The sequence below is a fragment of the Citrobacter sp. Cpo032 genome, from assembly GCF_030332975.1.
Taxonomy (GTDB): Bacteria; Pseudomonadota; Gammaproteobacteria; order Enterobacterales; family Enterobacteriaceae; genus Citrobacter; species Citrobacter portucalensis.
Genome location: NZ_JAOWGU010000040.1, coordinates 1 through 22,097, shown reverse-complemented (window position 1 = coordinate 22,097; position 22,097 = coordinate 1). Strand labels below are relative to the sequence as shown.

The following is a 22,097-nucleotide window of genomic DNA, read 5'->3' as shown; positions in this document are numbered from 1 at the left end:
AACGAGGAGCCTCGATCGTGCCTGGTTTGAAAATTACTCTGCTGCAACAACCCTTGATCTGGATGGATGGCCCGGCCAACCTGCGCCATTTTGACCGACAACTGGAAACCGTCGCCGGACGTGATGTCATCGTGTTGCCCGAGATGTTTACCAGCGGATTTGCCATGGAAGCGGCAAATAAATCGTTGCCGCAGGAAGAGGTCGTCAGTTGGATGCGCGCCAAGGCGCAACAGACTAACTCCCTGATCGCTGGCAGCGCTGCTATCCAGTCTGAACGCGGCCCGGTAAACCGCTTTTTTCTGGTTGAGCCCGAAGGTAATGTGCATTTCTACGACAAGCGCCATCTGTTCCGCATGGCGGATGAGCATCAGCATTATCAGGCGGGTGACGCGCGCGTTATTGTTGAATGGCGCGGCTGGCGCATTCTGCCGTTGGTCTGTTATGACCTGCGTTTTCCGGTATGGTCGCGTAATCGCAACGATTACGACCTGGCGTTGTATGTTGCCAATTGGCCTGCGCCGCGTTCGCTGCACTGGCAGCTTCTGCTTGCCGCACGGGCGATTGAGAACCAAGCTTATGTAGCAGGATGTAACCGCGTGGGCACAGACGGTAACGGCCACCATTATCGCGGTGACAGCCGGGTGATTAATCCGCAGGGTGAGATTATTGCCACCGCCGAGCCGCATCAGGCCACACGCATTGACGCCGAGCTGTCACTCTCAGCGCTGCGCGAGTATCGCGAGAAGTTTCCCGCCTGGCAGGACGCCGACCCGTTTACGCTATAACTATCGCCTTCACTCCCGCTGCGCTACGTTTCTTGTGGCGGGATTGTTTCACTCCGTAACCAACCGCAAAACAAATTCGCGTGGCGACATGCGGTGAGCATCGTATTCTGCAAAGGATAATCACTCGTAACCAGCGGGTGGCAGACAATGTCGATAATTTCCTTATCAGGATTTCAATAATGAAGAACTTCTTACGCATGACTTTGCTGGCGGCTACCTTAGCGGGCGCTTCTTTTAGTACGCTTGCAGCAAACGTATCCAATGTTCCTGCTCCAGCTCAGGACCCGGTCGTTCAGCATCTTAAGCTGACCAACGACCAGGTGGCGCAGATTAAAAAACTGCACCAGCAGCTTGAAACCAACGTAAGCCAGATTTCGGTGAAAGATGTTAAAGACGGCGCGTTGATTGACGTCATCAAGTCCGGGAAATGGGATGAAGCTGCCGTTCAGAAACAGCTTTCTGCGTTCAGCAACATCGAACAGCAGGCGCGTTATTATCGCGTAAAATACTATTTTGACCTGAACAAAGTGCTGACCCCAGAACAGCGCCAGCAGGTGCAAAAAGATATCGCACAGACGCTGAGCGAGTAATTGTCAGAGCCTGAGTCAGCAATGATTCAGGCTTTTCGGTAAAATTTCCTGCTCAAACAGAAAGCCCTGTACAGCATCTGCGCCGCTCATACGGCAAATGGCATAATCCTGTGGCGTTTCTACTCCCTCAATGACAACCCGCTCACCCAGCCCACGAAATTGATTGACCAGAACCCTCAACTGCCACTCCGATGTTCTGAACTGATGAAACATTCCACTTTCAATTTTGATGGCATCGAAACGGATGCCCGACAGCCGCCAGACAAAAAATAGCTCAGGCGAAACATCATCCAGCCACACGCGAAACCCGTGACGTACCAAAGTTTTTACGGCAATGCATACGGCCTGCTGTTCTGCCTTATCCAGACGCATCATGGAGCCCGGATCCTGAATTTCAATAACAATCCTCCCCTGATGCACCTGCTTTGTGAGACGTGTGATCCATGACAGACTGGTCAGCATCCTGACGGATAAATTCAGCGAATAGCTTCCAGAGAGAGCCAGCACCCGCTGCATTTGCCATAGAAAAAGCTGCTGTTTTGCCGCAATGGAAAGGTGCTTGAAAAACAAATCCAGTGGGAGCGGTGTGCGTACCTGGCTTAACACCTCACAGACATCCAGCGATGCGTCATCAAAAAAATGAATGCGCTGCAAACGGATCCCGGTGATCCGCAGCAGTTCGGCGTTGCGGGGAAGTTCTGGCACATAACGGGCCTGTTCACTGAATCTGTTCATATCATTCCATTATTTTATTAAAAGGACGTCGTGCATCCTGCAGCCACGGGATACGGCGATCGTTTGGGTATATCAGACAAAAGCGCGTCGCCAGACGATGCGCCTCGACCAGGTCGCGCTGTTGCAACGCCAGTAAGATTTGCGTGAAGGAGACATTAGGGTCTGGGTGAACGCGCACATAGTCAGGCGCCCAGCGGCGAACCTCCTCCAGCCAACGTGCGTCCCGGGAACGCTGATACCGTTGCAGATACCCCATCTGGACATCAAACCGATAGCGACTGGTAAGAAGCCAGCCTCCGACAGGGAGCGGTTCGGCAAGTTGCCACTGCGTTGACTGCCTCTCCGCCAGCGTCAATTGCTGTTGCGTGTGCAGCGTGAGAAGCAGCAATGGCGCGACGGTCAGTAACGAGATAAACCCTGCCGCGCGAATCAGCGACGTCGACGTAAGCGCCAGGCGTATTCCCGTTCGCGCGTTGTCTGCACATCGAAGCAGCAGGATCAACAGCAGCCAGTGTGGCGTTGACTGCCTGACGGGGTATTCCGTCAACATATGAATAACCACCGGCAGTGCCGCCACCAGGCAGGCACGACGCCAGCAATTACCGTGCAGCCAGAGCCATAAACCTCCCGCTATAAAACAGAGTGCCCCCGCCAGCCCAACCAGACCGCCCTCCACCAGCCACAGCACCAGTTCGTTGTGCGGATGCGAAATGCTGCCCAGCCCCAATGGCCCCGCGCATTCGAGAAATACGGCAGCAAAACTGCCCACGCCCCACCCCATCCACGGGCGTTCGGCAAATAATTCCAGCGACATTTTCAGCACCGTCCAGCGCACTTGAGAAGTCGTCAGATGATCGACCGTGACCACTGACAAAAAATGGCGAGCGGCTGCGCCTGTCGCCACGCCTAACGCCAGCGGCAGTAGAAGCAGCAGTAGCGTGCGCCGTTGCGCCGGGAAAACCGCCAGCAGCAGCACTTCACCGACGACCAGAGACAGGTAGCCGGTTTGCGACTGAGATTCATGCAGCACAAATCCCATCAACACCAGGCCCATCCCAATGACAATTCGATACCCGTCGCGTAGCCGTAAAAAGAGCAGTACTGACAGCAGCACGCCGCAGGCCGTGAAGCTGGCCAGCAGATTGACCTGCTGAAAAATCCCGTAGGGCCGCGTGCCGCGTCGCCAGGCAAACTCCCAGTACTCAACGCCCGGCAAATGCCAGTACTGATAGACAAACGCCAGACATTCAATCACGCACGCCCCCCATAACAGAGCCAGCAGCGCCGTCAGGGTGTTTGCCGTGAGCGGAATTTGTAATGTGGCCAGATAGACGCTCACACCTCCCAGTAACGCCCCCGCCACCAGCAGTGCCTCGGCCTGCCAGACATCAGGCGTTAGCAGGCAAAGCAACGTCAGGATGAACGCCCCGACTGTAAAACACGCAGCGGGCACAGTGATGCGCCAGCGTTGACGAGGCACCAGCATCAATACGCTTGCAGCCAGTACAACAGCGTAGATCCAGCTCGTAATATTAAGCGGCAACGACAGGCCGCTGCCGCCGTTGTTCGGCCAGTAGAGATGCATGGCCCCACACCAGAAAAACAGACTAATACCGAGCAATAATTTCTGCGCAGGCAGCGGCGCAATGCGATTCAGTACGTTCATCATGCTACTGGTAGTTCAACGTCCAGGTCCCGCTGGCGCTGAACGGACCGTATTCGAGAGACTGATTTTTTATCGCCGATGGCTCCGCTGCGACCCACGCCAAGAAATTCAGCGTCATCGAACCTTCTGTTATCTCTTTGACTGACGTGCTCTCATCAAGGCGGATTGCCGTGCCGTCCTCTTCGCTCATCCCAATCCCGATCCCTGACGCACCGCCTTGTTCACTGCTATCCAGCGCCAGATGATCGGTCAGCTCCGCATCCTCACGACCGCTGAAGGTAACCGAGATCCCACGGAAAACCTCCGGGTTGCAGTCGCGTAACTGGATGCTGAATTTTTCCGGCTTACTGCGCCCCGAGAGATAGAGATCCTGTGTCGCGATTTGCTTGAAATCGACCTCGATTTTGTCGCCTCCCGGTGCAAGGCTGCAGGCCAGGGCTCTGATGGTGCCGTGAAAATACATATCGCCGCCGACCAGTTTGGTGTCGGCCTGCGCCATGCCACCTAGCAGTAACATACTGGTCGCGAATAACGCCGAGAATCTCATGACATCCCCCTACTGAAACTGCGCGACAACGGTGGCAGAGGCTTCAAATTCACCTTCTTTCACACTTCCCACGCCCGGCTTTGCCACCGGTGCGGCGGTGAGATTCCAGTCGCCCTGATTCTGGTAAAACCCCTTCACGTTGTAGAATTGATTGGGCACGACGGTGCCACCACTCTCGTCTTTAAGCATAATGCCGAGATCGTCGCGCTTTTGTCCGCCGCTCAGCGTGCCAAGGAGATTACCGTTAAACCCCGCCGTGCCTGACGCCGTGGTCGTTTGTATACCAAGATTAATGTTCAGCGCGCCCTGATCGAAACTCCCGCCTTCACAGACCACATGTATAGGGACTGACTTGCTGTAGTTAGTGCCGTTGAGCCGGGCAGCGGATCCAGGCAGATCGCCAAACTCAATGCTGATTTTGTCTCCCCGGTTGAAGGTGCATTTGTCCGGGACAGTAATTAGCCCGGATTTAATCACCACGCGAGAAATCGCCGTGGTTGGCGTAGGTCCCGCGCTTCCCATACGCCCGGCCACCTCCACCAGCGACTGGGAAGTGATATTGATGCCATTGATAATGGGTTTAGTGACAATAAACGTCACTTTCCCTTTTGAACCACTTTCAACGTTAGTCGCTCGCGTGTAGCCCTTACGTTTTTTACAGCTGTTGTTGCTGTTGCGGTTTGAAACGTTGGTAAAAGGCGCCTGCACATATTTTTTATAGCCCCCGGCAACCCACACCTGAACTTCCACATCCAGATACTCGTTTAGCCGAAAACGGTTCGCCCCCTGATTTGAAGGCGGCATCGTGGTTGTGGTGGTGTAGTAAATTGGTGCTCGGGAGATGTCAGCCTGTTCGCAATAGAAATTCACCACATACCAGCCGCCCAGATTCCATGGGAACGGCTCCGTTCTGCCACCCACGTGGTTTTTGCTGACATCCAGCGAGCTCAGTTCAATATCGTACTGATGCGGCGACCCACCCTCCGGCTCACCTTCTCCCTGTGTAAATGCCTGCCCGGCCAACGGACAGCCTGCCAGCACCACCCACAACAGCGTTTTACGTAATACGCTCATAGATACTCCAGCTTAAGTCTGACCAGACCGTTAAATTCTCCGGCGGTCACCTCTCGCCCAAAAGATTCCAGCGCGGCAAGAAAATGAATGGCGTTATCGCCCGGTTTGAGGATCCACATGCGTTGCGGTTGGTTCAGGTGGATTAACTGATTACGTTCAGTCAGTAGTCGGATGCCCGCGCCGCGAACATCGCCACGAATACGCCCCAAATCGCTGTTTTCCGGTGCGCCTTCAGCCATTAGCGTCATCGAAACACCACGCTCCACCGTGCTGTGCGCAAGCTCAGGCATCTCACTGGTCTGCCCAGGGAAATCCCTTAAGGTATGACCGGAGCCCTTTAAACAGCCATTCAGATACAGCGTGACCAATACCGGATCGCTGCGATCGCCGCCCTGGCGAAATCGGCTGGCGGAAATATCACCAAGATCGATAGTCTGATCGCGGGAGGCCATATCCAGCACGCACGGCGAAACGAACACCCGACCATGAAAGCGGACGTTGCCATACTCGCCGGACACGTTGCTCATATCCTGGCGACCGCTTGTGGCCTGAACCGAGCAGGCCATGCCCGCCATCAGCAGAGCGCAAAGCATCTTTTTCATTTACGAATCCTGTTACCGGGGCTGTTGCTCCATCGGCAATGCTTTACACACATTGCCTGTGCAGCTGAATTTCAATTCGGGATGACCGCCAAAATCGTTCACGTACATCATGCTGAACTGGCTAACGCTGCCGTCGGTCACGCTGAAATCGAGAGAGGACTTTGGTGAAACCATAATCCCAGGGAAGTCAGTCAGCCTGTCGCCGCCCTGCGCTTCAGGCTTGCGGCTTAAGCCGATTAAGGTAACGAAGTACGGCGTTGGGTTATCCACACTCCAGCGCTGCCCCTGCTTATGAAAGACCAGTTGGTTTTGCCACACGGCGCCCGGTGTTTCCGGCACGATGGCGGTAGGACGGTAGAAAAGTTTGATGCGCGACTGCATCGCCAGTTGCAGCACGTTCGGCTTATCCGGCTTGGGCGGAATTTCACGCACATTCAGGTAGAACAGACTTTCGCGATCCTGCGGCAGAGCGTTAATACCGCTGGTTTTTGTCACTCGCGCAATGCCCTTTTGCCCGCCGTTAATCCGTTGCAGCGGCGGTAAAACCATCAACGGCGAGGTAATTTTTGTTCCATTAGCGTCTTCCACCCACGACTGAGCCAGAAACGGAATGCTCGGACTGGTGTTGGTTAAGTTCGCGCTGACAGATCGCGCATCACCGGTGATGATCAGACGGGTACGGTCAAGTGCAATACCCGCCCATGAGGCGTTGATCTCTGCAATAAAAAGCAGACCGCAGACCACGGGTTTGAGCCAACGCTGCACGGAGTAAAATGCTTGATTTTTCATGACAAAATTCATTCAGGTTATTGATATTATTCACAAGGCAACAGCACGTTACCTTCCGGGTTGATTTGTTGCGGCACCTGTAAGTGACACTGCGCGCGACCGCCCCAGGCAACAGAAAGACGCTCGGCTGGATTCACACCCGCAATCCAGGCCATGCCGTTTTCCATCACCATGGCGACGCTGACACCGTTGGCGTTAAACACTTCGGCACCAAACGGCGGTACCGAACCATCTTTCAGGCGCAGCAGCGCCATCATTTTTTGCCCCTGCGCCACAGCGAAGCGCTGATAACCAATCGCGCCTTCCGTCAGGGTGTTGGTGACGATGGCTTTGGTCGCGGAAATGTCCTCGTCCATTGCGTCCACATCGATACGGGTATCAAAGCTGTGATAGCTGACGACGTCCGGTACGACGGCAATACCGAAGCGGTTTGAGTGCGCCTGTTCGCCGTTCAGCGGTACATTCGCCACACCGTCGGTATCAACCATCACCCTGGCGGTATTCATCGACGCCTGGCTGTTGTGTAGCGCCGCGCCATGACGCGTTGCGGTAAAGCCGCCGCGCATCGTGCCGCCAACGGAGAAATAGCGTGATTGCTGCCAGCTGACGTTAGATTCCAGTTCCGCCATCATGCTGCGATGCTTGTAGTAGCCATCAAACGCGGTGTGCCCTTCACCGGAAACCCCTGCGCGCAGTCGCCATGGATTGTTACGGTCGCGGTTATCGGAATACGAAACCATCTGACTGGTCTGGCTGCCGCTGTTTTGCACTTCATAATCCATTGAGCGGCCATCGCTCCATGGCACCGAAATGGACAGCGAAAGGCTGTCGTCCCGTTTGCCCTGATACTCAGAGCGGTAAGCGGCAAGGTTGGCGCTGATCCCCTGAATGCCTGCGAACGAAAAGCTGTGCCCCATCGACATCCCGTAACGATCCTGAGAGCCACGATCCCAGTAATTCTGGTGGGTATAGGTCAGGTACAGCGTGGTCGCTAATTGCGGGTCGTCAGCAAAAAAGGTCTTGTTACCGGTGATGGTGTACATCTCTTTTTCGTTGCCGGCGCTGTTGTTATTTTCATACTGCTCGTCGAGGAACTGCGAGAAGGTACGGAAGTTACGCTGTGAAAAACGGTAACCGGCAAAGGTGATGGCGCTGTTGTATTCATCAAAGGTTTTGGCATAGCTGAGCTTAAAGGACATCCCTTTTTGTTCAGCCTGATGCTTCACCCGGCTCACGGATTGCGTCGCATCAGCCGACAGCGCGCCCAGCCAGCTCAAATCCCGCCCAATCCCCATCGACCAGGCGTTATAGCGATCGCCAGTGAGTAACGCGCCACCGTACAGTGACCACGCATTGCTGACCCCCCATGAAAAATCACCGCTATAAAATGCAGGTCCCTGGACGTCGTGGTTATAACGCGATGGCTTACCGACGGCGGCGTTATAACGAACATAGCCCGGGCGCGTCAGGTAAGGGATATCGGCCGTATTGACCTGAAAGGTTTGTACGCTGCCATCCTGCTCTTCGACGCGAACATCCAGCGTGCCGCGTACCGAGCCGTGTAGATCCTGAATATTAAATGGCCCCGCAGGAACGGTGGTTTGATAGATAACACGCCCCTGCTGACTGACGGTGACCTTCGCATTACTGCGGGCGATGCCGTGCACTTCGGGCGCGTAGCCCTGCAAATTCGGTGGTAGCATGCGCTCGTCGCTGGCGAGGTTAGCCCCGGTAAATCGCACTGAATCAAACACCTGGGAATTCAGATATATTTCACCGACCGTCAGTTTTGCAGCCTGCATCGGTAACGGGCGATAGGCATAGATCTGATCCCAGTCGATACGCCCACGATTTTCATCCGAAGCATAATTGGCCTGATACTGGCCACGAAAGCGCCACGCGCCGAGGTTAAAGCCCGTCTGTCCATAACCAGACAGTGAGCGGTAATGATCGCCACCTTGTTCGTAATGTGTGGCCTGGCCCGAAACGCTGTAGTCGAAAATCAGTCCCGCGACGCCGTTATCCCAGCGCTCCGGCGGCGTCCAGTCTGGATCGGTATATTTCATCCATGCCTGAGGCACGGTAATGTCCAGTACGCCTGCGCTATTATTCAGCACCACACCCGGCAGGCGGGAAATGTCATAGCAGGTCGCGCTAATCGGATGAATATAGGTCAGCGCCTCTTCTTTGAGCGCCAGTAATTCGAGCTGTTGCGGCGTCAGGCACGCCATGGATTTATGCGAGTTGGCAGGATCAACGATATAACGGATCGACTGCTGAGGGATCTCCTGGCTGTTAATACGAACATCCAACAGATATTCTCCGGGAGTCACAAAGTTGCCTTCGGAAAAACGCTGTAAATCGACATTTTGTCTGTCACTGGCATCCAGGACGTCAGTATTAAATTCAATAGACTCATCCGCTTCAGCCCATAAAGAGGCACAGACCAGAGCAATTAAAAGCGCCAGACGTTTTTTATCTGTTTTCAGCGTGATCATTTTCGTTCGCAAACCTTCAGATACCCGAATTGCTGTGCAGCTCAGAGATAATTCACAACAAAATGCGTGACTGCAGTAAATTCACCAGACGTCATTCTTCCGTCGCGGGAGATCAAATAAGCCGTAAAATTGAGCGTGTTTTTCCCGGGGTTAAGCGCATAATCTGGTGATGGCTCACCTAAATGAATTTGCTTGCCTTTGCCGTCATATATTTCTATCGCTAAATTTTCAGTTTCCGATTGCACGCTCAGATAATCAGGATTGTCACTATCCGGTGCGCCGGAAAAGGTAATATTGGCGCGTTGGAACAGATTCCCAGGGTGTTGAGAATCCCCTAATGAACATCCCAGCAAATGAATGCTGAAATCATGCGCAGATACTTTTTCAGGTTTTCCGGAAATATCTCTGGCTGAGAGGTCATCAAATTCAACCAGCAGCGACCGGTCGCGTGGATCGACATAACAGGCAGCCTCAATAATATTTCCCCGCATGCGCATTTTGCCGGGCGTACTGACAAGACGATGGGTGTCAGCCAAAACCCATGCAGGCGATATGAAGATAAAAAGCAGTAAAATACGCCATCCAGGCATCACCGCATTTCCTTTCAGTTATTCGCAGGAAGGGTTAAGCAGGCGCATAATTGCGCCCGCAGCAGATCGTTACTGATAATCGATCTGGAAATTAACGGTAGATTCGAAGTCACCCGGGGTTACGGCTGCGGATGCGTTGTTGGCCTGCAGGTAAGCAACGAAATCAATGTCGGTTTCGCCATCGGTAATGTTGACCTGAGATGCGGCTTCGCCCCATTTCACGTCCTGATTACCACTGTCAATCATACCGATGCCCGCGCCTTTTGCTGTACCCGAGGTAAATGCAGCCAGCGCATTGTTGTCGGTATCAATCGTTGCCGGGGTGTAGGTTACTGTGGCGGTTTTCGCAACAGTTGTATCGCAGCCCTGCAGAACGATTTTGGCATGCTTAACACCAGCACGTTGGTTGTCTTTTAACTGAGAAGTTGGGATCTCACCAAAATTAACCTGCACCGGGCTGGATTCAGGGGCCAGACCGCATGCGGAATTAACCAGAGAACCAGTGAAGTGAATTTTACCGTTAGTCGGTTCAACATTTTTTGCAGCGAAAGCAGAAGATGCAGTAAAAGTCATTCCCGCCATCAGCGCACAAGCCACAGCCACGTTTTTCATTTTCATATTACTACTTAACCTTATATCTGTTTTTTGGTTATTCCGACGATCTATTTCCACAGACAATTTATGCAAGGGAAACCCTGATCTGCTGGTGGCGGAAGCGCATTTCCTTGCAAACAATCCATCTCAAGCCACCCTGTATTTTGAACTTCATTGGTATTCCATCCGAAATACCGCCCACAGTTGTTTACGCTGTTTCGGGGCTTATATTAAGTCGACGAAAAAATGACACAATGCAAAAATCCGGTATTAATCAAACTCAGGGAATCGTGTTGTAACACTGTCTGTAGAGCGATCGTTTACCTAAAAAATAGCCAAAAAACACGCCAACACCAGTGTTAATGTCTATTATTTATAATTTTTATAGAGTTTTTATCTATCAACTATTTTTTAATTTAGCCAGAAGAACAGGCAAAATGTATTTATGAATGTTTTGTAAAAATGAAATTGGGCATCAAAAGCGAGTAATGACAATAAGATAGTGAAAGAGAGGAAGGAGATTGGAGGATTCTATTAGATATATTAAGAGATTGTTATATAAATATTAATAAAGCGATCTATGGTGCAATCATTTTTTATAAATGAATTATGTTATGCTATTGCTTCCCCCACTCGAATGCGAGATATCCTGCTTTAAAGGAGACATCAGTGATTTCTCATATACCAATAAACAAAATTAAATCCGTAATTATTGGTGAAGGCTTAGTTTTCAGACCACATAAAAATACCCTAAAAGACCTGGCATCTGGTGAAATGGCCACATTGAATAATGTGGCAACACAATTACTGCTCTATCTGTTGCAAAATGGTAAAGAGATATCCTCGCGCGATGAAATTCTGCGGAATGTTTTCCAGCATAATGGCGCCAGAGCGACGGATGCTAATCTCAATCAGCACATTTCATTTCTGCGCAAAGCAATAACGTCTACGGGCCATCCTGCAGAACTGATCGTCACCATTCCGCGAATAGGATTTCGGATGAGCGACGCCAGTATCAATATTCAGCAACTGGAGGAATCGCAAGCGCCCACCAGAATAGTCAATGTTGCATTGACGCCCAGGAAAAAGAAACGAAACCTGTGGCCTGTCACGATAACAACGTTAATTACCGGCATCGCCGTGCTGGCGACAGCGTGGTTAACATGGATACCCAATGAAATCGCGATGACGGACGCGGCGATCCTGCGGACTATCGACTACGAGCAATGCCGTGTGCATATATTAGGAAACGCCCTCACCGACACCATAACCGAAAAAAAAGCGCTGGATATTTTCAAGTCCGTGGGTATTAACCCCAACTGTTCGTACCCAAAAGATCTGTATCTCAATACCTGGGCGAGCAACCATAATCTGGTTGAGTGGTCGTTTGCCGCTGAATGCGGGCTAAACCTCGGTTATTACCATTGCATCAGCCAGTATCGCCATCATGAGGAATGATATGAAGCAGGAAAGCGATCACTCTCCTTTACTATGGTCAGTCGTGATTGCCATTTTTGGGCTAGCGGCTATCGCTTTTTTTATTATCGCCGGGAATGCGAAAAAACAAGAAATCAGTTTTTCCTGCTCCTCGGAATTCACGTCGATACTCGACATCCAGAATACAAAAAAGGAACTCCACGGAATAATGCTGATAACCAGCTACAACTCCGGACACCTTTCATTGTCAGTCCAGGGGAAACTCAAAAGTGACGACGGCGAGTTCGCTGTTAACCGAAAACTGTTTTTTCGCTATGCCCGTCCACTCGGCCATACCGCAGGCGTTTTTATGCTCACTCCCGATGGTCGGGAAAAATCCCCCGATGATGATGCAACGGACGCTGTCGACTATCTCTTCTTCGACGCTTACGAACGTGCCGACAAGCTGTATATGCTAAAGCACCTGAATGAGGAAACGGTTCTTATTGGCGATAACTTTTCACCCCGCTTCGCCTGCGTGATGAATCACTTCGCGAGTTAATCGCCTTCTGGATATCCGTCGGGTTAAGGATGACCTGATGTGTTGCCCACCCGAAAGCTCGGGCGCGGTCGATAAAGCGTGGTAATGAGAATATTATTTTTGCAGGCTAAAACGACGAAAGCCTGAATCATTTCTGATTCAGGCTTTCTGAATAGTGGCGGAATGGACGGGACTCGAACCCGCGACCCCCTGCGTGACAGGCAGGTATTCTAACCAACTGAACTACCACTCCGCGTTGTGTTCCGCTTGGGAACGAAGCGAATATTACGGATTGCCTCGCGCCTCGTCAACGCTTTTTCTCACGTTTTAAATCGTTTGCTGCAAAAATCACCCGAATGGCCATTTTCATACGGTAAACGTACAAACTATGCCCGCCAGAGGCAACTTCCGCCTTTCTTCTGCACCAGGTCAAGGCGTGACTCATGGGCCGCTAACTCTTCATCAGTGGCGAAAACAACGCGTAGTTTACTGGACTGTCGCACAATACGCTGGATCACCGTGTCATTCTGCTGCTGGCTGTCGCCTTCCATTGAGAACGCCATCGTGGTCTGCCCGCCGGTCATCATCAGATAAACGTCGGCCAGAATCTGGGCATCGAGCAATGCGCCGTGCAGGGTTCGTTTACTGTTGTCTATCTCATAGCGCGAGCATAACGCATCAAGGCTGTTTCGCTTGCCAGGAAACATTTTCCTCGCCAGCGCCAGGCTATCGGTTATTTTGCAAAATTCATTCGTCTTCGGAATATCACGCTTGAGCTTCGCGAATTCGTAATCCATAAAGCCGATATCGAACGATGCGTTATGAATGACCAGCTCCGCGCCGCGAATGTAGTCGAGAAACTCGTCGGCTACATCGGCAAACGTAGGTTTATCGAGCAGGAATTCGTCTGCGATTCCGTGTACGCCGAACGCTTCCGGGTCCACCAGCCGGTCCGGCTTCAGGTAAACGTGGAAGTTATTGCCGGTCAGGCGGCGGTTCACCACTTCAACCGCACCGATCTCAATGATCTTGTGGCCTTCATAGTGGGCGCCAATCTGGTTCATACCGGTGGTTTCGGTATCGAGGACGATCTGTCGTGTAATTCCAGTGCTCATAACGGTCATTTATGTCAGACTTATCGTTTGATTTCGATTTGCTAAAACAGGAAGTCTACCAGAGATGCTTAAACAGGTAGAAATTTTCACCGATGGTTCTTGCCTGGGAAATCCAGGGCCTGGTGGTTATGGGGCGATTTTACGCTATCGCGGGCGCGAAAAAACCTTTAGCGAGGGCTACAACCTCACCACTAATAATCGCATGGAGCTGATGGCGGCAATCGTTGCGCTGGAAGCCCTGAAAGAACAGTGTGAAGTGATACTCAGCACGGACAGCCAGTATGTGCGTCAAGGCATTACGCAGTGGATCCACAACTGGAAGAAGCGCGGCTGGAAAACAGCAGATAAAAAACCGGTGAAGAACGTCGATCTGTGGAAACGTCTCGATGCCGCGCTGGGGCCGCATCAAATCAAATGGGAATGGGTTAAAGGCCATGCGGGCCATCCGGAAAACGAACGCTGCGATGAGCTTGCGCGCACCGCGGCCATGAGCCCGACTCAGGATGATATTGGGTATCAGACTGAGGCTTAAGCGTCCGGTTTACGGTATTGCCGGGTCGCGCCAACGGCATGACGGATAGGCGTTTTGCTTTTATTTTGTTTCATCGGGTTGAGCGTAAGCGGAATGGTTCGCTTGCGCGCAACCACCAGCTGTAAACAGCCCAGCGCGGGGATATGGGCGCTCAACATTTTCCCGCCCTTCTTGTTCCAGGGCAGAACATGAAAACGACTATAGTGCAGCACTTCAAAATTCAGTAATGATAGCCAGTCCAGTTGACGCATGAGGGTAAACATCCGACTGTTATAGGGCGATGTCTTGCGCAATACGGGCACCAGTTTACGCAATCCCATCAAGCTTACCGGGTTAAAACCGCTCAGAATCAACCAGCCGTCATCAATCAACACGCGATCGGCTTCACGCAGTAGGCGATGCGGATCGGAGCACCACGGTAACGTATGGGCCAATAAACAGACATCCACGGACTTATCGGCAAAGGGAAGATGCAAAGGATCGGCCGTCACCTGCATGGGAGATCCCTGCAAAGAAACATTTACCTGATGAGAAACCGCGCACGCTTCAGAATCGATTTCTGCGCTTAAATTACCAACCTTAAGCAGATGAAAACCGTACATTTTTGCAAACCACGGGTTAAGCTGATGCTCCAGCGCCTCACGATAGTGTTCGCCCCAGGGCAAATCATCCCAGCTAACGGGCGCTACGACAGTTTGAGGGATCCTTGCCGGTTTCATCACAACCTTCCGTTACGCATTGAGAGGTAATATATGAATCTTAACAGTATTCCTGCATTTCAGGACAATTACATCTGGGTCCTGTCAAATAATGACCAGCATTGTCTGATTGTGGACCCGGGTGAAGCGGCTCCTGTTTTGAAAGCCATTGCAGAGCATAACTGGGTGCCGGAAGCCATTCTGCTAACCCACCATCATCAGGATCACGTGGGTGGAGTGAAAGAACTCCTGCAACATTTCCCACAAATAGTGGTATACGGACCGGCTGAAACGCAAGATAAGGGAACGACACACGTAGTTGAAGATGGCGATATTGCACTCGTTTTGGGGCATGAATTTAGGGTAATTGCTACTCCGGGTCACACTTTAGGACATATCTGTTACTTTAGCCACCCTTACTTATTTTGTGGTGACACGCTCTTTTCTGGCGGTTGCGGTCGACTTTTCGAAGGTACAGCAACTCAAATGTATCAATCACTTAAAAAAATAAACGAACTTCCTGACGATACATTAATTTGTTGCGCACATGAGTACACATTAGCAAACATGAAGTTTGCCTTGAGCATTCTCCCGCACGATTCGTTCATAAATGAATATTATCGTAAAGTTAATGAGTTACGCGTAAAAAAACAAATGACACTACCCGTAATTCTGAAAAATGAGCGGCGAAATAATCTTTTTTTGAGAACGGAAGATATTGATTTAATTAATGAAATCAACAAAGAAACAATATTGCAACAACCTGAAGAGCGTTTTGCCTGGTTAAGGTCAAAGAAAGATACGTTCTGACAATTCCGGGTTGCCTTTTGAAAACTTCGCCGTTATGATCGGTCGTCTTTTAAGCAACTATTGACACACACATGAAGGCAAAAGCGATATTACTCGCCTCTGTCCTGCTTGTTGGGTGCCAGAATACTGGTAACGTCCAACAACACGCACAGAGCCTTTCTGCAGCTGGTCAAGGGGAAGCAGGAAAGTTTACAAGTCAGGCGCGATGGATGGACGACGGAACATCTATCGCTGCTGATCAAGATTTGTGGGCTTTCATTGGTGACGAGCTAAAGATGGGAATTCCGGAAAACAGCCGGATTCGCGAACAGAAACAGAAGTATTTACGCAATAAGAGCTATCTCCACGATGTAACTTTACGGGCAGAGCCGTATATGTACTGGATAGCCGGGCAGGTTAAGAAACGTAACATGCCTATGGAACTGGTACTACTACCCATAGTGGAGAGCGCTTTTGATCCTCACGCAACGTCTGGCGCCAATGCCGCAGGTATTTGGCAGATCATTCCGAGCACGGGGCGCAATTATGGTTTAAAACAGACCCGCAGTTATGATGCACGTCGCGACGTTGTGGCTTCCACCACCGCCGCGCTGGACATGATGCAGCGTCTGAACAAGATGTTTGATGGCGACTGGCTGCTGACCGTTGCTGCTTATAATAGCGGTGAAGGTCGTGTCATGAAGGCAATCAAAACGAACAAAGCTCGTGGTAAACCCACTGACTTCTGGTCGTTGCCATTGCCTCAGGAAACGAAGCTATACGTGCCTAAAATGCTGGCATTGAGCGATATACTCAAAAACAGCAAACGCTATGGCGTGCGTCTGCCAACAACAGACGAAAGCCGCGCGTTGGCACGTGTTCGCCTGAGTAGCCCGGTTGAGATGGCTCAGGTTGCTGATATGGCGGGTATTTCCGTCAGCAAGCTGAAGACTTTCAATGCAGGCGTGAAAGGCTCCACGTTGGGTGCCAGCGGCCCGCAATATGTGATGGTGCCAAAGAAGCATGCAGAGAAGCTGCGTGAGTCTCTGGCTTCAGGCGAAATTGCAGCCGTGCAGTCAACGCTGGTCGCGGATAACACGCCGCTGAACAGTCGTAGCTACAAAGTTCGCTCTGGCGATACGCTTTCTGGCGTCGCGTCACGCCTTGGCGTGAGCACCAATGACCTTAAGCAGTGGAATAACCTGCGCGGGTCATCCCTGAAAGTGGGTCAAAACCTGACGGTGGGTGCGGGTACCAGCGCACAGCGTCTGGCGAACAACAGCGATAGCATCACCTATCGTGTGCGTAAAGGCGACTCGCTGTCGAGCATTGCCAAACGTCACGGGGTTAACATCAAAGATGTCATGCGCTGGAACAGCGATACGGACAATCTACAGCCAGGCGATCAGCTCACGTTGTTTGTGAAAAACAACGGTATGCCGGACTCCTGATAGCATTGTAGAAATGAAGGCACTGGATTCCCCCCAGTGCCTTTTTTATTTATCTCGCTTTATGTGCCTCAACCATTATCGTGTCGCTGGTAAACGAGCCATCTTCCTGTAACGCAAAGTAGGCTTTCACGTCTGCAGAAGCACTTTGTTGGTATGCACGAATCGCGTCGCTCAACGCCGCGGGCGTACGCATCCTCGCGACCCACGAACTGAACTCCAGTGGCAGGCGATCGGTTAACAAAGTATCGGCAATCAAATTGGCATCGTTGATTAACGACAGCCACTCTCCACTGGAATAGTTACGAACATGCGAGGTATCGCGTAACGCCTCCACGGTTTGCAACCAGATATCACGTACTGGGTGGCCTGGTGACATCACATCCATCACAATCAATACACCACCGGACTTCAGAACGCGGTTCACTTCCCGCAGCGCGCGTCCGACATCATGCCAGTGATGCGCAGAATAGCGGCTAATCACCACGTCAAATTCGCTATCTTCAAATGGCAGACTTTCGGCATAACCCTGGCGTGTGGCGACATTCTCCAGGCCTCTGTCATTTGCCGCCTCAGCGACCACCTCAAGCATCTGCGACGATAAATCATAAGCCACAACCTGCTTTACGTGTTGCGCGGCTACAAAGCTGGCATGCCCCGCTCCACATCCCATATCCAACACACGGGCCTGCGGAAATGCCGATAACCTTTCCCCCAGACGTTGCAAGTCACGGCCAGAGGCGTGCACCGTACTGGTTAAATAGGCATTAGCCTGAGAGCCAAACTGTTTTTCAACGTTGTCATGGTGAGAGCGTGTTGTCATTGTGTTGTCCTTCGGTTGTTGTGAAATAGGAAGGGCAACCATCACAGGCCTGCCCTACGGCAGACCTGACACACCGTTATTGTTCAGGTTTGCCGGGACTGAATTCAACGAGTAGCGGGTTGTGATCGGATGCACGGGTGACCAGCACAGAGGCTTCACTCACGTTCAGACCACGATAGAACACAAAATCGAGAGGGCGACCAAACGCGCGTCGGCGCTGATCGTCAGTAAAACGTACCTGGCGCAGCGACATTTCACGCGCAAAGCGGTACAGCGCATTCATCCGTCGACGGCTCCAGGCATTAAAATCACCGGCCATAATAACCGGACCGCTGTGATGAGCAATCTGATCGCCAATGGGAAGTAACTGCTTACTATAAACATCGACGCCGAGGCTAAAGTTAACCGCGTGGATATTCACCACCATTAATAATCGAGAGTCAGGCAGCGGATACACCGTTACCAGAGCCGATTTCGCCAGCCGTAAAATAGGCTCACGCTCGCGCAATGGACAACAGTAAACAGGATGAGCAGCAGAGAGCGTCATGACGCCAGAGGGATGCTGAGGCAGCACAAAGGCAGGAACCTGATCGGCAGCAAGGTAGTTAGCGGTCGCAAACTGCACCAGTTCTGGCGTGGTTTGCGCTTCCTGTAATAATACCAGATGCGCATCTTTGCCAAAATTCTTCAGCACCGACTGCCATTCTGCGCGCTGCTGTTTAAAAATATTCCATACCAGCACGCGAATGCGGTCTTCACTACTTAACGGAACGCCTGCGGGTAATGCCTGGCCAATATGCGCAAACGACCCCGGCGGTAAAATCCGCTCGGCGGGTTGTCCGGCAACATAACGCATGGCATAGGTGTTTTTTCGCACTTTAGACTTTCAAACCTCTGTAACGTCAACCAGTCCGCAGCCGGACTGGTTCTTCTGTTATAGGGATTTTAGCACTCACTTTCAACGAACAATTGCAGTTTGTTTTGTAAGTGGGCGCTTACATCAATGATTTACCCCAGAGCAACACGCACGGGTTTATCAAGACGACCGCTGACACCCATCAGCAGGAAAGCTACCAGAACAATGAGGGCGCCAATCCACGGCGTCTGTGCTAAACCATAATGCTCGACCGTTTGCCCGCCAATCACTGACCCCAGCGCAATCCCAATGTTAAACGCCGCAATGTTTAACCCTGACGCCACATCTACAGCATTAGGCGTAAATTGCTCCGCTTTCTGTACCACGTAGACCTGCAACCCCGGCACGTTACCAAAGGCAAAGATCCCCATCACCAGAATGGTAGCCAGCGCGGCGTACTGCGTGGAGGCCGTCAGTTGGAAGACCATCAGCAGAACAAACAGCGCGGCGAAAATGAATTTCAGCGCCGGAACCGCACCATGCTTATCTGCCAGCTTACCACCCCAGATATTACCGATAGCCACTGAAACACCGTAACCCAGTAATATCCAGCTTACTGCTGCCGGGGAGAATCCCGCCAGATCTTGCATCATCGGCGCAAGGAAGGTGAATGCCGTGAATACACCGCCGTAGCCCAGTGCCGTAACGGCGTAAATCAGCAACAGACGGGGATGAGTCAGTACCTTCACCTGGTCGCGAATGCTGGCGGCTGCACGACCGGGAATGTTGGCAGGGATAAGTAACTGGCTACTGATCAGTGCAATCACGCCTAACATTGATACCGCGAGGAAAGTCTCACGCCAGCCAAAGTGTTGACCGATAAATGTTCCCAGCGGCACGCCGGTGACCAGCGCCACCGTTAAGCCACCAAACATAATGGCAATGGCGGAAGCCGCTTTCTCTTTTGGCACCAGACTTGTCGCGATGGTAGAACCAATCGAGAAGAATACGCCATGTGCCAGTCCAGTCAGCAGACGAGCAACAATGAGTGTCATATACCCGGGTGCCTGCCATGCCAGCAAATTCCCCGCCGTAAACAGAACCATCAGCGCAACCAGTAACTGTTTACGTGGCAGGCGTCCGGTCAGAGCGGTCAGTACCGGCGCGCCAATTGCCACACCCAGCGCATAGATTGAAACCAGCATCCCGGCTGAAGGTAACGAGATCGCCAGCTGTTGAGCGATGGTCGGCACCAGACCAACAATCACAAACTCAGTAGTGCCTATAGCGAAGGCACTTATTGTTAGTGCAAATAAAGCGAGAGGCATAAATAACTCCGTAACATCAGTAATCAGATGACACGCAGTATGCCTGGATGTTTTAATGACAAAAACATTCAAAATCTCAATATAATTTTGCGTCAGGTGCAAAAATGAAAGCAACCTCCGAAGAACTTGCAATTTTTGTGGCGGTAGTGGAAAGCGGCAGCTTTAGCCGGGCGGCAGAACAGCTTGGACAAGCCAATTCTGCGGTCAGCCGGGCAGTAAAAAAGCTGGAGATGAAACTGGGCGTCAGTTTGCTTAATCGCACGACCCGACAGCTAAGCCTGACCGAAGAAGGAGAGCGCTACTTCAGGCGGGTGCAGCAGATACTACAAGAGATGGCTGCAGCAGAAACTGAAATCATGGAGTCGCGCAATACTCCGCGCGGCCTGCTGCGCATCGACGCAGCAACACCGGTGATGTTGCATTTCCTGATGCCGCTAATCAAGCCGTTCCGGGAACGGTATCCCGAGATGACGTTGTCTCTCGTCTCCTCAGAAACGTTCATCAATCTTATTGAACGAAAAGTGGATGTTGCTATACGAGCGGGTACACTGACTGACTCGAGTCTACGTGCGCGTCCGCTATTTACCAGCTATCGTAAGATTATTGCCTCACCGGACTACATTGCCCGTTTTGGCAAGCCAGAGAGCGTCGAGGAGTTAAACCAGCATCTGTGTCTGGGGTTTTCCGAACCGGTTTCACTCAATACCTGGCCGATTGCCTGTAGCGACGGACAGCTGCATGAGGTTGAGTGCGGAATTTCTTCCAACAGTGGAGAAACGCTAAAACAGCTTTGCCTGAATGGCAACGGCATCGCATGTCTTTCAGATTATATGATAGATAAAGAGATCGCGCGGGGTGAACTGGTGGAATTATTGGCAGATAAACGTCTGCCGGTAGAGATGCCTTTTAGCGCAGTTTATTACAGCGATCGTGCCGTCAGTACGCGCATCCGGGCATTTATCGACTTTTTAAGTGAATATATAAGAACAGCCCCCGAAGGAGCTGTGAAAGAGGGTTAATGGGTACAGAGGGTCAGGCAATTAATCCCAATCAGGGGCCAGACCTTCCGGGCTGACCAGACGATCGTTGCAGTCCAGTGCCGCGATCGCTTTTTTATCTTCGGCATCCAGATGCAGTTCCAGCGCCAGCAGGTTGCTTGCCAGGTTTTCACGTTTGGTAGAAGAAGGAATTACGGAGTAACCTTCCCCCATTGCCCATGCCAGAATAACCTGCGCCGGGGTCGCGTTATGTTTAGCGGCAATGTGCGCAATCACTTCATCTTTCAGCGCTTTACCGTAAGCCAGCGTCATGTAAGAGGTGATGTGGATACCGTGTGCTTTCGCCCAGTCAACCACCTTACGGCTCTGCAGATACGGAGAAAGCTCAATCTGGTTAGTCGCGATATTCTCTGCACCTACTGCGGCAATGGCTTTTTCCATCAGCGGAATGGTGAAGTTTGAGATACCAATTTCACGAGTCAGTCCCTGCTGTTTTGCTTCGAGCAGCGCCTGCATGAATTCCTCAACAGATACCGCATCACCTGGAGATGGCCAGTGGATCAGCGTCAGATCGACATAATCTGTACGCAACTTCTTCAGGCTTTCTTTCAGGCTTGGGATCAGTTTTTCTTTGCTGAGATTTTCAATCCAGATCTTGGTGGTGATATACAGCTCGTTACGCGGTACGCCACTTTCGGCAATCGCCTGACCAACAGCCGCTTCATTATCATAGATTTGTGCAGTGTCGACAGCACGGTAGCCTAGCTCAAGCGCCGTTTTAACAGAAGCGATAACCACGTCGTCTTTCAGGCGGAAAGTACCTAAACCGAATGCAGGGATAGTCATAGAATTCCTCTTTTTAATCACTATGTTCGTTAACTGAGAGGATTATGAGCTTAAGCTCTTTATAGAAAAAGAGTGAAAAATGCAGAGGATATTTGCGGATTCAGCAATAATTAAATTGCAAACAAAGAAAAAGCCCTGAGCGTTAGCTCAGGGCTCTTAATAAGTGGCGGAACGGACGGGACTCGAACCCGCGACCCCCTGCGTGACAGGCAGGTATTCTAACCAACTGAACTACCG

23 protein-coding genes and 1 tRNA gene are annotated in these 22,097 nt (G+C 51.5%); 8 read left to right on the top strand and 16 right to left on the bottom strand.

The features are described 5' to 3' along the window. Positions 1–17: 17 nt before the first annotated feature. Entirely contained in the window at positions 18–785 is a 768-nt protein-coding gene (locus OGY33_RS10070) for an amidohydrolase (RefSeq protein ID WP_048214872.1), read from the top strand. 179 nt (positions 786–964) lie between these two features. Continuing rightward, complete coding sequence (locus tag OGY33_RS10065) at positions 965–1,375, top strand: Spy/CpxP family protein refolding chaperone (protein ID WP_003830819.1); 411 nt, start codon at positions 965–967, stop codon at positions 1,373–1,375. A 15-nt stretch (positions 1,376–1,390) separates the two neighbouring features. On the opposite strand, the gene OGY33_RS10060 is transcribed toward OGY33_RS10065, so the two are convergent. From OGY33_RS10060 to OGY33_RS10020, 9 genes are all read right to left on the bottom strand, one after another. Then, positions 1,391–2,110, bottom strand: coding sequence for an EAL domain-containing protein (locus tag OGY33_RS10060; protein ID WP_032942423.1), 720 nt, complete (start codon positions 2,108–2,110; stop codon positions 1,391–1,393). A gap of 1 nt (position 2,111) precedes the next feature. Next, positions 2,112–3,779, bottom strand: coding sequence for an O-antigen ligase family protein (locus tag OGY33_RS10055; protein WP_191238842.1), 1,668 nt, complete (start codon positions 3,777–3,779; stop codon positions 2,112–2,114). Position 3,780: 1 nt separating this feature from the next. Continuing rightward, entirely contained in the window at positions 3,781–4,323 is a 543-nt protein-coding gene (locus OGY33_RS10050) for a fimbrial protein (RefSeq protein WP_003830815.1), read from the bottom strand. Between the two features lie 9 nt (positions 4,324–4,332). Then, the gene (locus OGY33_RS10045) at positions 4,333–5,397 is read right to left on the bottom strand and encodes a fimbrial protein (protein WP_020996610.1); all 1,065 of its coding nucleotides are present in this window, start codon (positions 5,395–5,397) and stop codon (positions 4,333–4,335) included. Then, the gene (locus OGY33_RS10040) at positions 5,394–5,999 is read right to left on the bottom strand and encodes a fimbrial protein (RefSeq protein WP_048214874.1); all 606 of its coding nucleotides are present in this window, start codon (positions 5,997–5,999) and stop codon (positions 5,394–5,396) included. The genes OGY33_RS10045 and OGY33_RS10040 overlap by 4 nt, the downstream gene beginning before the upstream one ends. Positions 6,000–6,011: 12 nt before the next feature. Continuing rightward, the gene (locus OGY33_RS10035; protein ID WP_103015302.1) at positions 6,012–6,788 is read right to left on the bottom strand and encodes a fimbrial biogenesis chaperone; all 777 of its coding nucleotides are present in this window, start codon (positions 6,786–6,788) and stop codon (positions 6,012–6,014) included. Between the two features lie 26 nt (positions 6,789–6,814). Then, complete coding sequence (locus OGY33_RS10030) at positions 6,815–9,286, bottom strand: fimbria/pilus outer membrane usher protein (protein WP_103015301.1); 2,472 nt, start codon at positions 9,284–9,286, stop codon at positions 6,815–6,817. A 41-nt stretch (positions 9,287–9,327) separates the two neighbouring features. Continuing rightward, positions 9,328–9,876, bottom strand: a complete 549-nt coding sequence (locus OGY33_RS10025; RefSeq protein WP_020996612.1) for a fimbrial protein — start codon at positions 9,874–9,876, stop codon at positions 9,328–9,330. Positions 9,877–9,945: 69 nt separating this feature from the next. Further along, positions 9,946–10,494, bottom strand: a complete 549-nt coding sequence (locus OGY33_RS10020; protein WP_003830808.1) for a fimbrial protein — start codon at positions 10,492–10,494, stop codon at positions 9,946–9,948. 750 nt (positions 10,495–11,244) lie between these two features. On the opposite strand from OGY33_RS10020, the gene OGY33_RS10015 reads away from it, so the two are divergent. Both OGY33_RS10015 and OGY33_RS10010 read left to right on the top strand, forming a co-directional pair. Then, positions 11,245–11,928, top strand: coding sequence for a winged helix-turn-helix domain-containing protein (locus tag OGY33_RS10015; protein WP_008783775.1), 684 nt, complete (start codon positions 11,245–11,247; stop codon positions 11,926–11,928). A gap of 1 nt (position 11,929) precedes the next feature. Then, positions 11,930–12,448 carry a FidL-like protein gene (locus tag OGY33_RS10010; RefSeq protein WP_003830806.1) on the top strand — a complete coding sequence of 173 codons (519 nt, stop codon included), beginning with the start codon at positions 11,930–11,932 and terminating at the stop codon, positions 12,446–12,448. 155 nt (positions 12,449–12,603) lie between these two features. Here the strand turns inward: OGY33_RS10010 and OGY33_RS10005 are convergent. Continuing rightward, positions 12,604–12,680: transfer RNA gene (locus tag OGY33_RS10005), tRNA-Asp, on the bottom strand. A 133-nt stretch (positions 12,681–12,813) separates the two neighbouring features. Then, positions 12,814–13,542 (bottom strand): DNA polymerase III subunit epsilon, encoded by a 729-nt coding sequence (gene dnaQ, locus OGY33_RS10000; RefSeq protein ID WP_191238843.1) that lies wholly within the window; start codon positions 13,540–13,542, stop codon positions 12,814–12,816. 64 nt (positions 13,543–13,606) lie between these two features. Between dnaQ and rnhA the strand changes: the two genes are divergently transcribed. Next, entirely contained in the window at positions 13,607–14,074 is a 468-nt protein-coding gene (rnhA, locus tag OGY33_RS09995; RefSeq protein WP_003838896.1) for a ribonuclease HI, read from the top strand. Here the strand turns inward: rnhA and OGY33_RS09990 are convergent. Beyond that, on the bottom strand, positions 14,071–14,793 hold the full coding sequence (locus OGY33_RS09990; RefSeq protein ID WP_048214878.1) for a class I SAM-dependent methyltransferase: 723 nt from the start codon (positions 14,791–14,793) through the stop codon (positions 14,071–14,073). The genes rnhA and OGY33_RS09990 overlap by 4 nt on opposite strands. 33 nt (positions 14,794–14,826) lie before the next feature. On the opposite strand from OGY33_RS09990, the gene gloB reads away from it, so the two are divergent. After that, entirely contained in the window at positions 14,827–15,582 is a 756-nt protein-coding gene (gene gloB, locus OGY33_RS09985) for a hydroxyacylglutathione hydrolase (protein ID WP_008783773.1), read from the top strand. A 71-nt stretch (positions 15,583–15,653) separates the two neighbouring features. Then, the gene (gene mltD, locus OGY33_RS09980) at positions 15,654–17,012 is read left to right on the top strand and encodes a murein transglycosylase D (protein ID WP_032942416.1); all 1,359 of its coding nucleotides are present in this window, start codon (positions 15,654–15,656) and stop codon (positions 17,010–17,012) included. 49 nt (positions 17,013–17,061) lie between these two features. Here mltD and OGY33_RS09975 read toward each other — a convergent pair whose 3' ends face one another. The 3 genes from OGY33_RS09975 to OGY33_RS09965 all read right to left on the bottom strand — a co-directional run bounded on the left by OGY33_RS09975 (position 17,062) and on the right by OGY33_RS09965 (position 20,016). Beyond that, complete coding sequence (locus OGY33_RS09975; protein ID WP_103015300.1) at positions 17,062–17,832, bottom strand: class I SAM-dependent methyltransferase; 771 nt, start codon at positions 17,830–17,832, stop codon at positions 17,062–17,064. Positions 17,833–17,908: 76 nt separating this feature from the next. Continuing rightward, a complete protein-coding gene (locus tag OGY33_RS09970) occupies positions 17,909–18,709 on the bottom strand; it encodes an endonuclease/exonuclease/phosphatase family protein (RefSeq protein ID WP_008783770.1) in 801 nt (266 codons plus the stop codon). A 131-nt stretch (positions 18,710–18,840) separates the two neighbouring features. After that, positions 18,841–20,016, bottom strand: coding sequence for an MFS transporter (locus OGY33_RS09965; RefSeq protein WP_003830796.1), 1,176 nt, complete (start codon positions 20,014–20,016; stop codon positions 18,841–18,843). Positions 20,017–20,120: 104 nt separating this feature from the next. Between OGY33_RS09965 and yafC the strand changes: the two genes are divergently transcribed. Then, positions 20,121–21,035, top strand: coding sequence for a DNA-binding transcriptional regulator YafC (gene yafC / locus OGY33_RS09960; protein ID WP_008783768.1), 915 nt, complete (start codon positions 20,121–20,123; stop codon positions 21,033–21,035). A 21-nt stretch (positions 21,036–21,056) separates the two neighbouring features. On the opposite strand, the gene dkgB is transcribed toward yafC, so the two are convergent. After that, on the bottom strand, positions 21,057–21,860 hold the full coding sequence (gene dkgB / locus OGY33_RS09955) for a 2,5-didehydrogluconate reductase DkgB (RefSeq protein WP_003830794.1): 804 nt from the start codon (positions 21,858–21,860) through the stop codon (positions 21,057–21,059). Positions 21,861–22,097 lie beyond the last annotated feature (237 nt).

What these genes read in the sequence shown, in the direction of transcription:
- OGY33_RS10065 (WP_003830819.1), top strand. Translation starts at nt 965, where the DNA reads ATGAAGAACTTCTTACGCATGACTTTGCTGGCGGCTACCTTAGCGGGC.
- OGY33_RS10060 (WP_032942423.1), bottom strand. Translation starts at nt 2,110, where the DNA reads ATGAACAGATTCAGTGAACAGGCCCGTTATGTGCCAGAACTTCCCCGC.
- OGY33_RS10055 (WP_191238842.1), bottom strand. Translation starts at nt 3,779, where the DNA reads ATGATGAACGTACTGAATCGCATTGCGCCGCTGCCTGCGCAGAAATTA.
- OGY33_RS10050 (WP_003830815.1), bottom strand. Translation starts at nt 4,323, where the DNA reads ATGAGATTCTCGGCGTTATTCGCGACCAGTATGTTACTGCTAGGTGGC.
- OGY33_RS10045 (WP_020996610.1), bottom strand. Translation starts at nt 5,397, where the DNA reads ATGAGCGTATTACGTAAAACGCTGTTGTGGGTGGTGCTGGCAGGCTGT.
- OGY33_RS10040 (WP_048214874.1), bottom strand. Translation starts at nt 5,999, where the DNA reads ATGAAAAAGATGCTTTGCGCTCTGCTGATGGCGGGCATGGCCTGCTCG.
- OGY33_RS10035 (WP_103015302.1), bottom strand. Translation starts at nt 6,788, where the DNA reads ATGAAAAATCAAGCATTTTACTCCGTGCAGCGTTGGCTCAAACCCGTG.
- OGY33_RS10030 (WP_103015301.1), bottom strand. Translation starts at nt 9,286, where the DNA reads ATGATCACGCTGAAAACAGATAAAAAACGTCTGGCGCTTTTAATTGCT.
- OGY33_RS10025 (WP_020996612.1), bottom strand. Translation starts at nt 9,876, where the DNA reads ATGCCTGGATGGCGTATTTTACTGCTTTTTATCTTCATATCGCCTGCA.
- OGY33_RS10020 (WP_003830808.1), bottom strand. Translation starts at nt 10,494, where the DNA reads ATGAAAATGAAAAACGTGGCTGTGGCTTGTGCGCTGATGGCGGGAATG.
- OGY33_RS10015 (WP_008783775.1), top strand. Translation starts at nt 11,245, where the DNA reads ATGGCCACATTGAATAATGTGGCAACACAATTACTGCTCTATCTGTTG.
- OGY33_RS10010 (WP_003830806.1), top strand. Translation starts at nt 11,930, where the DNA reads ATGAAGCAGGAAAGCGATCACTCTCCTTTACTATGGTCAGTCGTGATT.
- dnaQ (WP_191238843.1), bottom strand. Translation starts at nt 13,542, where the DNA reads ATGAGCACTGGAATTACACGACAGATCGTCCTCGATACCGAAACCACC.
- rnhA (WP_003838896.1), top strand. Translation starts at nt 13,607, where the DNA reads ATGCTTAAACAGGTAGAAATTTTCACCGATGGTTCTTGCCTGGGAAAT.
- OGY33_RS09990 (WP_048214878.1), bottom strand. Translation starts at nt 14,793, where the DNA reads ATGAAACCGGCAAGGATCCCTCAAACTGTCGTAGCGCCCGTTAGCTGG.
- gloB (WP_008783773.1), top strand. Translation starts at nt 14,827, where the DNA reads ATGAATCTTAACAGTATTCCTGCATTTCAGGACAATTACATCTGGGTC.
- mltD (WP_032942416.1), top strand. Translation starts at nt 15,654, where the DNA reads ATGAAGGCAAAAGCGATATTACTCGCCTCTGTCCTGCTTGTTGGGTGC.
- OGY33_RS09975 (WP_103015300.1), bottom strand. Translation starts at nt 17,832, where the DNA reads ATGACAACACGCTCTCACCATGACAACGTTGAAAAACAGTTTGGCTCT.
- OGY33_RS09965 (WP_003830796.1), bottom strand. Translation starts at nt 20,016, where the DNA reads ATGCCTCTCGCTTTATTTGCACTAACAATAAGTGCCTTCGCTATAGGC.
- yafC (WP_008783768.1), top strand. Translation starts at nt 20,121, where the DNA reads ATGAAAGCAACCTCCGAAGAACTTGCAATTTTTGTGGCGGTAGTGGAA.
- dkgB (WP_003830794.1), bottom strand. Translation starts at nt 21,860, where the DNA reads ATGACTATCCCTGCATTCGGTTTAGGTACTTTCCGCCTGAAAGACGAC.